The 14,779-nt window shown below is 62.5% G+C and carries 12 protein-coding genes; 2 read left to right on the plus strand and 10 right to left on the minus strand.

Annotated elements, in window-relative coordinates:
* Positions 1-87: 87 nt before the first annotated feature.
* Positions 88-1,968 (plus strand): asparagine synthase (glutamine-hydrolyzing), encoded by a 1,881-nt coding sequence (gene asnB / locus ACW4QM_RS04635; protein WP_157012242.1) that lies wholly within the window; start codon positions 88-90, stop codon positions 1,966-1,968.
* A gap of 145 nt (positions 1,969-2,113) precedes the next feature.
* On the opposite strand, the gene ACW4QM_RS04640 is transcribed toward asnB, so the two are convergent.
* From ACW4QM_RS04640 to ACW4QM_RS04665, 6 genes are all read right to left on the minus strand, one after another.
* Positions 2,114-3,073, minus strand: a complete 960-nt coding sequence (locus ACW4QM_RS04640; RefSeq protein ID WP_157012243.1) for a slipin family protein — start codon at positions 3,071-3,073, stop codon at positions 2,114-2,116.
* Positions 3,074-3,095: 22 nt separating this feature from the next.
* Positions 3,096-3,482, minus strand: coding sequence for a GntR family transcriptional regulator (locus ACW4QM_RS04645; RefSeq protein ID WP_157012244.1), 387 nt, complete (start codon positions 3,480-3,482; stop codon positions 3,096-3,098).
* A 68-nt stretch (positions 3,483-3,550) separates the two neighbouring features.
* Complete coding sequence (nrfD, locus tag ACW4QM_RS04650; RefSeq protein ID WP_157012245.1) at positions 3,551-4,429, minus strand: NrfD/PsrC family molybdoenzyme membrane anchor subunit; 879 nt, start codon at positions 4,427-4,429, stop codon at positions 3,551-3,553.
* A 27-nt stretch (positions 4,430-4,456) separates the two neighbouring features.
* Positions 4,457-5,221 carry a TorD/DmsD family molecular chaperone gene (locus ACW4QM_RS04655; RefSeq protein ID WP_157012246.1) on the minus strand — a complete coding sequence of 255 codons (765 nt, stop codon included), beginning with the start codon at positions 5,219-5,221 and terminating at the stop codon, positions 4,457-4,459.
* 234 nt (positions 5,222-5,455) lie between these two features.
* Positions 5,456-6,082 (minus strand): 4Fe-4S dicluster domain-containing protein, encoded by a 627-nt coding sequence (locus ACW4QM_RS04660; RefSeq protein WP_157012248.1) that lies wholly within the window; start codon positions 6,080-6,082, stop codon positions 5,456-5,458.
* A gap of 10 nt (positions 6,083-6,092) precedes the next feature.
* Positions 6,093-8,747 (minus strand): molybdopterin-dependent oxidoreductase, encoded by a 2,655-nt coding sequence (locus ACW4QM_RS04665; RefSeq protein WP_455798223.1) that lies wholly within the window; start codon positions 8,745-8,747, stop codon positions 6,093-6,095.
* Between the two features lie 371 nt (positions 8,748-9,118).
* On the opposite strand from ACW4QM_RS04665, the gene ACW4QM_RS04670 reads away from it, so the two are divergent.
* Positions 9,119-9,832 (plus strand): ferric reductase-like transmembrane domain-containing protein, encoded by a 714-nt coding sequence (locus ACW4QM_RS04670; RefSeq protein ID WP_157012252.1) that lies wholly within the window; start codon positions 9,119-9,121, stop codon positions 9,830-9,832.
* 24 nt (positions 9,833-9,856) lie between these two features.
* Here ACW4QM_RS04670 and ACW4QM_RS04675 read toward each other — a convergent pair whose 3' ends face one another.
* The 4 genes from ACW4QM_RS04675 to ACW4QM_RS04690 form a co-directional block, all read right to left on the minus strand.
* The gene (locus ACW4QM_RS04675) at positions 9,857-11,251 is read right to left on the minus strand and encodes an ATP-binding protein (protein WP_157012254.1); all 1,395 of its coding nucleotides are present in this window, start codon (positions 11,249-11,251) and stop codon (positions 9,857-9,859) included.
* Between the two features lie 396 nt (positions 11,252-11,647).
* Positions 11,648-12,364, minus strand: coding sequence for a response regulator transcription factor (locus ACW4QM_RS04680; RefSeq protein ID WP_157012256.1), 717 nt, complete (start codon positions 12,362-12,364; stop codon positions 11,648-11,650).
* Complete coding sequence (locus ACW4QM_RS04685; RefSeq protein ID WP_157012258.1) at positions 12,345-14,075, minus strand: sensor histidine kinase; 1,731 nt, start codon at positions 14,073-14,075, stop codon at positions 12,345-12,347. The genes ACW4QM_RS04680 and ACW4QM_RS04685 overlap by 20 nt, the downstream gene beginning before the upstream one ends.
* A 119-nt stretch (positions 14,076-14,194) precedes the next feature.
* Entirely contained in the window at positions 14,195-14,770 is a 576-nt protein-coding gene (locus tag ACW4QM_RS04690) for a 4Fe-4S dicluster domain-containing protein (RefSeq protein ID WP_157012260.1), read from the minus strand.
* Positions 14,771-14,779: the final 9 nt, after the last annotated feature.

Genomic DNA, 14,779 nt, shown 5'->3' on the forward strand with positions numbered 1-14,779 from the left:
GACCTGAGATTTCCTTCGATATCACCAGGTCAGAAGCTTGGCAAGTTTTCCACGTTTTTCGGCACGAGCTTTCAGGAAGGATCCCTTATGTGCGGCTTTGTCGGCTTTATCGACGAGAACGACCAGACTTACGACCACCGCGCCACCATCGTCGCTATGGCCAATGCCATCGCCCATCGCGGGCCCGATTCGGAAGGGTATTTCAGCGACGGCCGCGCCGCCTTGGGCTTCCGGCGCCTGGCCATCATCGATCTGGCCGGTGCGAACCAGCCCCTCTATAACGAGAATCGCTCGCTCGTGCTCGTCTTCAACGGCGAAATCTACAACTACCAGGAACTACGCCGGCAGCTGATCGCCGCAGGTCACACCTTCTCCACCCAGGGCGATGCGGAAGTGATACTCCACGGGTTCGAGCAGTGGGGAGAAGGGGTGCTCGACCGCTTGCGCGGCATGTTCGCGTTCGCTCTGTATCGCCCAGCCGCAGGAGAGCTTTTCTGCGCGCGCGACGCCTTCGGCATCAAGCCCCTCTACTATGCCGTGGAAGGCGAGCGCATCCTGTTCGGCTCCGAGATCAAGGGGCTGATCACGCATCCGCGCGCGCACCGGAGCCTGAACGAGCGGCGACTCGCCCATTGGCTGTGCATGGAGTACCTGCCCGACGAGGAGACCCTGTTCGAAGGCGTCCGCAAGTTGCCCGCCGGCCATTGGCTGCGATGGCGCGACGGCCGCGCCGAATGCGGCCGATGGTTCGCCCCGCGCTTCGTCCCCGATGCGAGCCGCAGTCTGGAGGAGAGCGCCGAGGCCATCGAGGCTACCTTGCGGGAGTCGGTGGCGGCCCATGCCATCGCCGACGTAGATGTGGGCTGTTTCCTCTCGGCCGGGGTGGATTCCAGCCTCGTGGCCCGGGAGGCCGCCCGCATCATGGAGGCGCGCACGTTCACCATCGGCTGGGGCGAGGGGCGCTTTTCGGAATTGGAGGCCGCTGCAACCTTCGCCCGGGCCACCGGGTTGCCGAACGAGGGGTGCATTCTCGGCGCCGAGCAGTTCTTCGCCTCGGTGCCCGCCGTGCAGTACGCCATGGACGAGCCTCTGCCGAACCCCTCGGCGGTGCCGCTGTACCACCTGTGCGCCATGGCCGCCGAGTCAGTGAAGGTGGTGCTGTCGGGCGAAGGGGCCGACGAGCTGTTCGGCGGCTATCCCTACTACCAGGAGTGCCTCGCCTTTGCGCCTTACATGGCCGTGCCCGTACCCATGCGCCGGGCCGCGAGCGCCGCCGCGCGGCACCTGCCCGAGGGCACCCACGGGCGGCGCTTCCTTTTGCGCGGGGCCCATGGGCTACCCGAGCGCTATATCCGATTGGAGTACAATTTCGCCTGGGCCGAAGCGCTGGGGCTCTTGGCGCCGGAGGTGGGCGCCCGATGCGCGGCGGCCCCGGCACCCTGGGAGCTCACAGCGCCCCTGTTCGCGGAAATCGTAGGCAGCGGGAAAGCGTGTGGGGATGCGCCCGACGAGGTCACGGCCATGCAGACCGCCGACATTCTCACCTGGCTTCAGCAGGACATCCTCCTGAAGGCGGACAAGATGTCCATGGCGTCGTCGCTGGAGCTGCGCGTTCCCTTCCTCGACCGCGAGGTGTTCGCCCTGGCGAGCACGCTTCCCGCCGCCCAGCGCGTCGGCCGCCACGAGACGAAAATCGCCCTGCGCGCCGCCGCGGCCCGCATGCTGCCGCAAGCCACGGCCGCCATGCCCAAGCAGGGCTTCATCACCCCGCTCGCCCAGTGGCTGAGGGAAGAGCCGTGGAACGCCCAGGTCCGCGAGGTGCTGAACAGCGAGCGCGCCCGTCGCCTCTTCCACACCGAACGTTTGAATGCCCTGCTCGACGAGCACCAGCGCAGCGCTTGCTCCCACATGAAGAAGATCTGGTCAGCCTACTGCTTCCTCATCTGGCACGAGCAGTACTTCGGCTGAATGCCTCCCACGCTTCAAGGGCGGACCAAGGTCCGCCCCTACGGATAGAAGGCTCGCGCAACGCAGAACAACCTATCGCAACACCCCGTAGGGGCAGACCTTGGTCTGCCCTCCCGACCGCGGGAGACAGCCGGTTTCGAACGTTCTATTTTCCGCTCTTCAGACTGTCCGGAGCGCGGTCGAGGCCGGCGTCGGCGAAGCCCTCGGAATAGGCGCTCGGAATGACCACCGTGCCGCCGGAGTTCTTCACCGACTCGTACAGCAGGTGCATGGTACGCAGCCGCACCGCCAACTCGTTCTCGTCGTACACATTGGCGGCGTCCACCAGCATCGAGGAGATGTCCTTCTCAACCTCGGCCAACACCATGCGGGCGTTCTTCTCGCGCTCGGCCTGGGCCTCGGCGGACATGGCCTCCTGCAGCTCCTGCGGGATAACGATGTCGCGAATCTCCACGGACATGACGGTGATGCCCCACACGCTCGTGCGCTCTTCGATGACCTCCTGCAGCTCCTGGTCGAGCTGGTTGCGGCGGATAGCCACCTCCGACACGCTCGCTCGTCCGATGGCATCGCGCAGGGCCGTCTGGGCCGCCAGCGACACGGAGTTGTAGTAGTTCTCCACCTCCAGGCACGCCTTCTTCGCGTCCCACACCATCCAGAACAGCACGGCGTCCACATTGATGGGCACAAGATCGCTCGTCAAGGTCTCCTCGGCGCCGAAGCCGGTGACCATGATGCGCTGATCGGCCTTGAGCGCCGTCTGTTCAATGAAGGGAATGGTGAAATACAACCCAGGCCCCGCCATGCGGTCGAACTTGCCGAAGCGGAAGATGACCACCTTCTCCCACTGCATGGCGATGTGCACGCACATGGTGGCAGCCCAGGCCACTACCAGCGCGCCCAAAAGCCACCAGACGTTGAATTCCCCCATCAGCGCGAACCCGCCCACGAACACGCAGGAGAACACCACCACAGCGATGAAGGCCGAGAAAATAAGCGGCCCGTTTTGGGAGGTGCGACGGTCGACGTTAGAATTGTATTTCTCGATGCCGGCGGCGCGACGGGTGCGGCCCTCGCGCTCGGTCTTCGCAGTGCGGTTTAGCATGGAACTCTCCCCTCTTCGAGGATCAGGACTTTTCGTCCTTCAAACGGTGGGCCACGTCCATCATGCGCAGGGTGACCTCGTCTATGGTCATTCCCAGGGCCAGACAGCGCCGGATGCAGCCCTCGATCTCGGTGTCGGCGATGGAACGCACGTCATCGGCCTTCCCGCCGATGTCGCGCACGAACACGCCCCGGCCGCGCACGGACTCGACGTAGCCGTCGCTTTCCAAATTGACGTACACCTTGCTCACGGTGTTGTAGTTGATGGCGGCCTCGGCGGCCAGGGTGCGCACGCTGGGCAGCTGGTCGCCCGGCTGGTAGTGGCCCGTCTTGATGAGATACACGAACCGGTTGCGCAGCTGCACCCAAACGGGTAGTCCGCTTGATTCGTCTATCTCGAACAGGGCCATGGGCTCTCCTGTGCCTTCCTGCTTGCGCGCCCATCGGGCGCGTCGGTTTCACATCGGCTCGCATTGTATCACCCGAGCCAGTGACTTCCGGCCAGCACCAGGCAGAACCGTAGAATCAGTCCTCCGAAGAGGCAGAGCACCTCGGATGCGGCCACGGGCGCGACACGGCCCGTGAAGGGGCGCAGCGTTTCAGCGGCGAAGGGAACGATGATGCCGCCCAGTACGAACCCCGCGAAGAACCAGGGGGCTTGGCCATCGGGCGAAACAAGCTGCGCGAGGCCCGGACCGGCGAATGGGTTTATCGCGGCCAGGGCGAGAAAGACGACAAGCGCCAGAAACTCGAGTCCCAGGACCACCAGATGCGCCCGGTGCAAGCCGCCTATCCAGCCGGACAAAAGTGCCCAATCGCGCACAAAAGGCGCCGCGAGAAGCACTGCAGCCATTCCCGAAGAGAGCGACGAGAGCGCGAACAAAGCCGGGAGCGCCCCATTGCTCCAAAGGGGCACGGCTTCCATCCACGCCAGGTACAGGCCGGTATATACCATCAGCACCGTCGCCAGCACCGCACAAAGCGCTTCCAACCCCTTGCGCGCCCATGAGGGCGCAGGCCAGCCGAGAGCATGAACCGCTGCCAAGCAGCCTGAGGCGAGCAGTGCCGCCAACAGCACGAACGAGCCCGCCGACAGCAGCGATGCCGTCGGGCGCAGGAACAACAGGAAGAAGCGGTGGGGGCTACCAAGATCAAGAAGCAGGCAGAATGCCGAAAGAGCCAGAAGCCCGAAACTAGCGAGGTAAAGCTTCCCCGCCAGATCCCAGAAGGCGCGGCTCTGCTGGAAGGTGCGCGTTTCCGTGCGATGGAACAGCAGCGACCATACAGCCGTCACGAACAGCGCGGCAGCCCCGCATCCGCCTAGAAACAGGTACAGCACCACGAACGTCCCCAACATACGCGCCTCCCCTCAAAGGCACCGACGCTACTTCCTCCGCTTGAACGCGCTGGCCTTTCCGTCGAAGCGAATGCCGAAACGCTCGGCATAACAGGCAATCAGGCCGAAAACGAACGCTCCGACACCACGGTAGTAATCGGTGCGCGCGTATTTCTCGACAGCATAGCGCCACGGAGCCAGCCAGGGAAGGACATGCTCGGTCAGGAACGCGTCCTGCTCGTCAGCGAGTGCAGCGCCCTGCTGCATATCGCCGGCCTCGACGGCCTCGCGCTCCTCGGCCATCAGGCGCGAGAGAAAGCCCAGCATGAGGCCTAGATGGTCATCAGGCTCGCGGTGCAGTCGCTCAATCTCAAGGCCATGGCGGCGATAGGCCTCGCGCACGGCGATGACGTTCTTACCGAACATATGGCTGTTGGGCTCCACGTAGAACGACTCTAAGCACGACGCCTCGGGCGTGCCCAGGCCGACAAACAGGCGCAGCCATTCGCGGCGCAATTCAGCCACGGCTTCGGCGAATGCGGGGCTTTCCACGAGACGCGCGGCCGCTTCGTCGGCGCTTGCCTCCTCGGGCACCTCGGATGCGTTCAGGGCGACTGCACACCACCCGTCAAGAAGATGCAGGCCCTGCCGCTCATCGTCGTTACCTTCGCCAAAGGGAGCGCTCGCGAACTGACGGCTTGCGACCTGCTCGGCCACCGGCGCGATCTCCGGCTCAAGGTACAGCAACTGCGAGGCGACAGCAAAGCAGACCTCGGCCGCAGCCAGCGTATCGGAATCAAAAGGAGTGTTCATGGGGCACCTCGGAAAAAAGAAAGGGCGGGGCACCGGGCAAATCGGGAGGGAGGGGGGTGAATCTGTCCGGTGCCCGCCTTAACGTGGGATTATACAGGGTTGGAAAGCATTCTTCTCGGTATTGGAAAGGTTCATGAAAGGGGCACAGATCCTGCCGCAACGGTTACTGCTTCGCGCAGCGATCTGCGCCCCTCGCAGTCCTCTCGCACCGAGCGAGTATCTTCCCGGAAACCGCTACAGCTCTTCCTCGAGATTGACCACTGAGCCAGTGCCCGATCCCGACTTCTGAGCGTCGCGATGAGGCGTCAGGATCAGGTTGGGGCCCGTGGTGTCGGCAGGCAGCGGCTCCACCTCAACATCTCCCTCGCCGTACTTCTCGATCATCTCCTCGCGAGTGCCGAAGTCCAGCGCGCGCATGGGACAGCCGGTTACGCAGATAGGCTTGCCGCCCGCGGCCACTTCGCCGCGGCACATGTCGCATTTCAACATGTAGCCCTCTTCCTCGCCGTAGGTCGGCGCGCCATAGGGGCAAGCGGTCTCGCAGGTCTTGCAGCCGATGCACACGTCGTGATCGGTCCAAACGATGCCGGTCTCCTCGTCCTTCTGCATGGCACCGGTGGGGCAGTTCGCCACGCAGGCCGGGCTCGAGCAGTGGTTGCAGGCCAGAGACACAAAATAACCGAACACACCGTCGGGTACATAGTGGCCAGCTTCAGTGGGTTTCCATGAGCCACCTTGGTAGTTGTACACCTTGCGGTAGAGGTTGCTCACTGGCAACTTATACGTTTCCTTGCATGCAACCTGGCACGTCTTACAACCAGTGCACTTGCCACCATCCAAATGAAATGCGTATTGAGTCATGATGCGCCCCCTATTCCTCAATGCCTACAGGCATAACTATAGGCATGTCCTTGTCGGGCTTAAGTGTCAGCGGCCCATCGTATTTCTCCACCTGCACGAGCGTGCCCGTCCACGACTGGGAGGCTTGCCCCGACGCCTTCGGCGCCTGAAGAATATTCGGATCGCCACCCAAATCGATGCCCGTCTCCTCGTCGATGCGAATCCAGGCGCCGTCCTGCAGCGCCACGGCACCGGGCACAATGGTGGGCAGCACCTTGGCCGGGCGCAGCACTTTGCCGTAGGGGCTCGTCATCAACACTGTGTCCCCACTCTTGATGCCCCGGGCCTCGGCATCCACGGTACTCATGAAGCACTCTTGGGGGAATGCCTCGCGCAGCGAGACAACGTTGTCGTTCACCGTATGGGAGCGACGCAGGGAGTGCGGCGTCCACAGCAGCAGCGGATAGGCGTCGGTCTGAGTACCAGCACCCTGCTCGGGGTCGCCGATCTGCCACTTCGCGATGGGCGGAATGGCGGAATAGCCCAGCGAACTTACAACTGCCGAGAGCGTCGCGCTGTAAATCTCGAACTTGCCCGATGCCGTGGCAGCGGGATTGGCTACCGGATCAGCGATGAATGCCTCGAACGGCCGATAGGTGAGCGCGTCCCCCTTGGATCGCTGGGTCTTATAGCAGCCCTTTTCCTTGAACTCGGCGATGGTGATGCTGCCTTGTTGCGGTTCGCCCTCCACGCCCAGGGCGTTAATGTCTTCCTGGGTGATGGTGAACAGCGGCTCGTATGCTGCCGTTGCCTGGTCGGTCATCTTGATGGCGCCGGCGAAGGAATAGTAGGTGCGCTCGGCGTCGGTCATGGTGTTTACGGCCTTCGGATCGAGGCCGAGGCGGCTCGCCAGCTCTTCGGCGATCTCGGTCTCAGGGCGCGCCTCGTACAGCGGCTCCATAATGCGGTCGGCCCAGTACACCGTCTCGGCATTCACGCTCCAGGCTATGTTGCCCTTCTCCCACCACGTTGCCACGGGCAGCACAATGTCGCAGTATTGGCGCGAGGCATCGAAGAAGGGCGCGGCGCCCCACACGAAATCGACTTTGCGGAAGACCTTGATGCCGGCATTCGCGTTGGGCAGCGAGTTCAGACTGTTCTCGTAGCCGCCCGTGTAGATGACGTGGATGTCAAGGGGCTTCTTGCCGCCGGGCCAGGTGTCGCGTCCGTAGGCCCCGTCGAGAATGGACTGCCAGCACTCGGTGTAGTCCACCTTTTCCCAGGAGTCTTTGTCGGTAATTTCAGCCCAATTGGGCACAAACACGATGACCGGGGGAGCCAGCGGGTTGACAGGGTTCTTGCCGGCACCGTTGGAGGCATCCCCCGCGAAGCAGTAGGGTGTAGTGGAATAGCCGTGCTCGTGCATACCGAGCCATCCCACATAGTTGCCCGGGGTTCCCACGCCGTGCATGAAGGCCAAGGTGTAGAAAGCCTGACCGAACATCTCGCCAGCGGGAATCTTGGTGGTGGACTGACCAGCGAAGAAATCGACCTTCTCGGTTTTAGCGATCTCCTCGGCGAGACGGCGCGTAGTGGCCGCAGGTACACCGCAGATAGCCTCGGCCCATTCCGGCGTCTTCGGCTCACCGTCGTAGGTGCCCAGCAGGTAGTCCTTGAAGTTCTCCTTGGGGTCCGCCCCCTCGGGCATATGCTCGGCATCGAACCCCACGCAGTAGGTGTCCAGAAACTCCTGGTTTTGCAGGTTGTTCTCCACCTGGTGGTACATCATACCGAGGCAGAACGCCGTATCGGTACCGGGCAGAATGGGCACCCACTCATCGGCGATGGCGGCAGCCGTCTGGTTGAGCCACGGGTCGATGATGACAAGCCTGCCGCCCTGTTCCTTGGCGTAATTCAGTTGAAGCGATGTGTTGCCGGCCTTGTTCGCCGCCCAGTTGTTGCCGAAATGGAAGTGCAGCTGGCTTTCGGCGAGGCTCAAGGCATCAGGAGCCTCGAAGATGCTGCCAGTCATGAACAGCTCCACACAGGGCCACGAGCCCAGCGACACCGTGCCCAAGTCATGATGTACCGCGCCACCCTTGGCGTTCAGCAGGCACACAATGGGATCGAAGTATTCCTCGCCGATATCACTATAGGCGGCAGCGAGGATCGATTTCGGGCCCCAATTATCGTAGGCCTTCTGCATCTCCGCGGCAATATAGTCGAGCGCTTCGTCCCAACTGATGCGCTCCCACTCATCACGACCGCGCATCTCGCCATTGGGGGCGTCGGGGCTCCAACCCTTGCGCTTCATGGGATACTTGATGCGCGCCGGGGAGGTCATGTTGCTGATCTGGGCGCGGCCGCGCGGGCAGGCTCGGCGCTGGGGAACCTCAATGGAGTCTTCCTCCTCGTCGGTACGGATACGCAGTGGAACGCCGTCCTCCACGTACACCCGCAGAAGGCAGCGCGAGTGCTCGCAGCTGCAGTTGTTCATGCAGGCCCCCGTGAGCCACTGCCCGTTGCCCTTCTCGCCGGGATAACCGAAATCCTGGGTTGTGCCGCCCGTCTCCGAAAGCTCCTCTTCCTTTGCGGGAGCGCAGGAGGTAAGCCCTGCCAGCGCCGTGGCGCCCGCAGTGGCAGTGCCCCACTTGACGAAGCTGCGTCGAGTCAGTTCATTACTCATACATGACCCTCCTCTTCCGATCGCAGGGAAAGCTCCCTCGGCAAGGTCGTTTCCCCTCTTTTCTCCAGTACGACCCATGCATAGGTGCAACCGTCCTAAACTTGTATGACGGTTACAGCGCCCATACTATCATGCAAATCTAGGACAGTCAACTACTATTGATGCCCAATATTGCAAGTAATTACTCTCTCTTTCGCATCTTCTCTCTGCTGTAATAGTGTCCTATTGGTGTATTCTAGATTTCCAAGCGTATTTCTCAAGACTAAGACCGCTCAAACAATTCTCGTTGCCGGATAATTCCTCCTGTGGTACCTTATCGAGCAGAGGGAGATAGTCGTTGCAATCGGTCTATCTGAATTGAAGGAGTCATCATGCGATTTATCGTAGCCCTCGTTGTGTCCTTTGCCCTTGTCTGGGCCTGTGCGAAACCCTTGAAGAAGCACCCCGTCCCGTTCTATGTCTGCGCTGTGGCGCTCGTGGCCCTGTACTTCTGGGGCGTGTCCGCCGGCGTGCGCGGCGAGGCCTGGTCCTACTTCCAGCCGCTCATGCAGCGCTGCGCTTTGGCCTTCCTGTTGTTCACCGTGGTCATGTTCGTGGGCGTGCTCGGCGAGGGGAACCCGCTGCGCACCCACCTCATGCCCATCCGCCGGCAGCTGTCCATCCTCGCCTGCATCTTCGCCTGCGGGCACATCGCCTTCTACGGCGCCTCCTACCTGCCGCGCCTGGCGAGCGCCTTCTCCGGCAACTTGGCCTTCTCCCTGGGGCTCGCGGCGCTCATCACCGCGCTCATGGTGGTGCTGTGGGTCACCTCGGCCCAGCGCGTGAAGCACGCCATGAAGGCGGCCAGCTGGAAGCGCGTGCAGCGGCTCGCCTATCCCTTCTACGTGCTCACCTACGTGCATCTGGCGCTGCTGCTCATGCCCAGTGCTGTGGCCGGCAACGAGGTGGCCGTGCTTTCCATCGCCGTGTACTCGGTTGTCATGGGCGCCTATGTGGTCCTGCGCCTGCGCAAGGCCGCTGCCGACCGTCTGGCCGAACCAGCCGCCGCAGCCTCCGACCTCGACCTGGAAGCCGCCCCGGCGTAAACGCTTCAGAACGTCGTGGGCCTTCTAAAACGTCGGAGGAGCCAGATGCATGGAGCCGAAGGTGCCACTTGTTTGCTCGGCAATGCAGAACGCCATGTAAAGAGGCAGATACCATATGGGCTTACCCTCGCGCTCACGCCGCTCCACATTCGCCGAGGAGAGCACGCAGGCCTCCCCTATCTCGAAGTCGTGCGTGCCCAACAAATTGTTGAGAGCCGTATGCAGCTTGTAGTCCTTCCCCGACTTGACCTCAATGGGCACAAGAGCGCCGTCGTTGCGCTGCGCGATGAAATCCACCTCGCCCTTTCGGCTGCTGCAGAAATAGAACAGATCGGGGTTCTCGTTACTGAGCGCCTGGGCGACGGCATTTTCGTAGACCGAGCCGAAGTTCACCGAGGGTGCGTCGGCGATGACATCCAGCATTGTCTGGGGCGCGTACTGCGATAGCAAGAGCCCCGTGTCGGCCTCGTAAAGCTTGAACTTGTTCTCTTGGGCCGTTCGCCTAAGCGGGCGTTTCGGTTCGCTCACTTGATAAGTCGGCAGCACAACCGCCGCATCGATGAGCCACGCGAAATCGTTGGCGTAGCGATCGTACACGGCCCCGCTTTTCAAAGCGTCCATGCGAAAGCGCTTGTTCACCTTATCGAGTTGCGAGGGGACGGCATCGAATACCCGCCGAATCTGCGGTGCGCGACCTTGGGCATATTTCGCGATATCGAACCGATACTGCTCCACGATCTGCGAAGCAACAGCGCGCACCGCCATCATGTCGTAGGAGGAGTCGAGATACGCACTCACCGCCTCAGGCATTCCACCAATAGCTACAAAGTACCTGAACAAGCCGGAAAGCCTCTCGTGAAGTCCTGCATCCAGCCCCTTTCGAGCATCAAACGCCTCTCTGATGTCGTCGATGATCGCCTGTGGCACGTTTTGCGACCAGCAGAACTCCTCGAAATCGAGAGGGAACATGCGCTCGATCTGCACATAGCCTACCGGGAAAGAGCGAAAGCCCTTCATTTCGGTACCCAGCATCGATCCGGAGATCACCACCCGATGACGGCCATCCTCGACGAGGAACTTCACAGCGGTAATAAGATCGGGTGCCTCCTGTATCTCATCGAGAAAGACAAGCGTCTCTCCAGGAATTACAGGCATGCCGCAAATCAGAGAGAGACGCGAGACGAAGTCTTCCGCATCCTGTGCTTCCGAAAGAACCCGAATGGCCTTCTCGTCCTCCAGAAAGTTCACTTCGGCAAGATGAGCGAAGTGTTCGCGAGCAAATTCTCTCACGATATAAGTTTTTCCCGTCTGTCGCGCTCCCACGAGCAGAAAGGCCTTCTTTGCCTTGCTTTCGTTCCAGCGTTCAAGTACCTGAAGCATTTTACGTCGAATTGCAGCCATGGAAAACACCGCTTTCATCAGGTAACTGTTTCCAACACAGAAAGAATACCACGTTCTATGTAGCTAATACGGAAGGATTTCAGCCGAAATTGTGTCTAGCGCAGAGAAACTGTGTCTCTGGTGCGGCATTTCTGCGCAACCACGCTGCCGAGACGACCCCTCCCTGCCGCCAAGCCCGAGCCAGAGCCGGTCGCGGCGCAACAGTCCCCTATTTGACGGTTTTTCTCATGACTCCTATAGCGCTGCCGTGCCCCGTGCGCCAAACAAACGTTGCCGAAAACCTCCCAGGAAATTTTTGTAGTGCTGTCGAGGAGAGTAGAAATGTGGGTGCACCCCATTCTCGAGCTGAGGCGCCCCGAGATGCTAACGCAGACACGCCGCGCTTCGAAGCCGTGCGCCGCGGCGATTCCTTCGTCAGTCTCCCTCGATCATCGAGGCGTCGCCGAGGCGGTAGCCCTCGCGCCAGATGGTTTGCAGGTAGCGGGGCTTGTTGGGGTCGTCCTCTATCTTGTTGCGAATCTTGCGCACGAACACGGCGATGCTCGCCGACTCGGGCCGATAGGCCTCGCCCCACACGTTGGCCATGATGTCCTGGGCCGAGAACACCTCCCCCACATGATTGGCGAGAAACGCGATGATCTGGAACTCCTTCGGTGTGAGGTTGACGTAGCGGCCGTGGACGAGCACCTCGTTGCGCTTGAGGCGAATCTCCATGTCGCCCAGGCGCACCACCGCACGGCTCCGGCGCGGCTCGCGCCCCTCGTCGGCCAGCCGGGCGCGGCGCAGCAAAGCCTCGATGCGCATGGCCAGCTCCTGGCTGTTGAAGGGCTTTGCCACGTAATCGTCGCAGCCGGCGGCGAACCCGACGCCCTTGTCGACGATGTCGCTTTTCGCCGAGAGCATCATGATGGGCACATGCGGGTCGCGGGCGCGCAGATCGCGGCACAAATCGAACCCGTTCACCTCAGGCATCATCACATCGAGGATGACCACATCGGGCTGCTCGCGCTCGAAGGCCGCGAGGGCCAGGGCGCCGTCGTAGACGCACAGGCAGGTGTGCCCCGCGCGCTCGACGATTTTGCACACCGCCTCGCAGATGTCCCGCTCGTCGTCAGCAATGAGAATCTTCATCTTCATCCTCCTCGATGGGGGTGACGGGCAGCGTGACGGTGAAGGTGCTCCCCCGCCCCGGCTCGCTTTCCACCGATACCGACCCGCCCAGGGCCTCCGCCGTCTTCTTCACAAGGGAAAGCCCCAGGCCGCTGCCCCGGTATTTCCGGGAAATGGAGGCGTCGGCCTGCACGAAGCGGTCGAATATGCCCTCCTGCCGCTCCTTCGCGATGCCGATGCCCTCATCCTCGACGGCAAGCGTGAGTTCCCGCCTCCGCCCGTCATAACTTGCCTTCAACCACACCATGCCCCCGGCGCCGGTGAACTTCACGGCGTTGCTCAGCAGGTTGGTGAGGATTTTCTCCAGCTGCGCCCAGTCGCCGCGGATGAGGGGGACCTCGCGCGCGATGGCGAAGTCGACCCCCACGCCCTTCTGCTCGGCAATGGGCCCGACCGCGCCGACGGTCACGGCCGCCAGGTCGGTCACGTCGACGGGGTCCCGGGCGAACTCAAGCGCACCGGATTCCACCCGCACCATATCGAGGGCGTTGTTCACCATCTCGAGGAGCACCTGGCTTTGGGTCTTGATCTTCTCGAGGCACTCGCGGCTCTCCGGGCTGTGCTCCTCCCCCGACGCCTCCCACAGATCAACGAAGGCGAGGATGGAGGTCAAAGGCGTCCGCAGCTCGTGGCTCAAGATGGCCACGATGTTGGTGCGGTACTCGTTTTCCTGGGCGAGCTTGCCGTTGGTCTGCTCCAGAAGCTCGTTGGTGCGCGCCAGGGCGGCCCGCTGTTCTTCCAGCATCTCGTTGGCCTCGCGATAGAGCCGCGTGCGCGAGCCCACCTTCTCCTCAAGGGTGGTGTACAGCGAATCGAGCTCGCCGGCCATGGCCTTCACACCCTGCACGAGCTCGTCGACTTCGCGGGAATAACCGCCCTCCGGCACAGGCGTGCTGAAATTCCCCTGACCCATCTGCTCCACGGCGGCCTCCAGAGACGTGAGCGGCTCGGTCACGCGGCGGCGGAAGAACAGCAGGCTCGCCAAAAATGTGATCGTGAGGAAGAGCACGAAAAAGCCGATGATGAGCACCGTGTTCCGGTTGATGCCCGCCTGGTACAGATCCGTCGGCATGCTAATGCTCACCGCACCGCCGATATCGCCGGCGGAAAGCCCCTCTTTCGGAAAGCCCGTCACATCCAGCTCGCCGGCCGGGGCACCGTGGCACTCAAGGCAGCTGTCCGTGAGGTAGATGGCCCCCACATAGCGGTACTCCCGGGAACCGTCCGCGGCATTGACAAAGCCCGTGTACTCGGAGGCGCCCTCGTGGTAGAACGCGTCGAGGGCCCGCTGCTCGAACTCGTCGGGGGCATCGAGGGCGTTGCGGGGATCGAGCCGCGTATAGCGGAGCGTGTAGCGGCCGTCGGTGCTCAAGGTGAACAGCTTGCCCACCGATTTTCCCACCAGCGAGCAGTAGAGCCCCTTGAAGTTGTAGGTCCCGTCGCGGTCATAGTTGATATTGGGCTGTTCGTAGTCGATGAAATCCCACGTCGCCCGCACCGATTTCTCCAGAATCCGGGCCTCGGCGAGCATCTGCTCCTCCATATGGCGCGACTGCTCCTGATAGGACATCCAGCCGAACAGCGCTACGAGCACCACCGCCACCGCGGTCATGAGAGCGATATAGCGCACCACCAAAGGCCGGCTGCGGCGCGGCTTTGCCCCATCCCCCATAAGATGCCTCCGAACTTTCTTCTTCCCACGCTTCCCGCGCCCCGTGCCAGCTTATCCCGAAACCCCGGCGAGCCGCAAGCCCACCTCGGACTTGCGGCATCGCTCGGGAACGGGAAAGGCTACAGGGTCACGGGCGTGCCCTCGTCTTCCAAGGCCGCGGCACGCGCCTTGATGAGCGTGTGCGAGCCGGTGGTGTCCTCGCCCAGGGCGGGAATGGAGCTCACTGCCTCCGCGCCGTACTTGGCGCGCAGCTCCTCCACGTCGCCGAAATCGAGCGCCCGGTAGGGGCACGCCTCCACGCAGGCGGGAAGGTAGCCGGCGGCGCGCCACTCGGAGCAGGCGTCGCACTTGACCGACAGCCCCGTGGTCTCATCGATCTGCGGGTGCCCGTAGGGGCAGGCGTTCACGCAGCTGGAGCAGCCGATGCAGGCCTCGGCGTCGCGCACTACCGCTCCCTCGTCGGTCTTGGAGAGCGCCCCGGTAGGGCACTTCGCCATGCAGGCCGGGCTCTCGCAATGATTGCAGGAGGCGGAAAGATGGTACAGCTTCACGGCCGGGTAGGTTCCCACCTGGCGGCTCGCCACCTTGCGCAGCACCGGGCCCACGCCCAGGCGGTTCTTGTCCTTGCAGGCCACCTGGCAGGTCTTGCAGCCGGCGCAACGGGTCTGATCGTAGTAAAAACCTATCTGAGTCATGAGTGTCCC

This window comes from Adlercreutzia sp. CNCM I-6207, assembly GCF_977072305.1.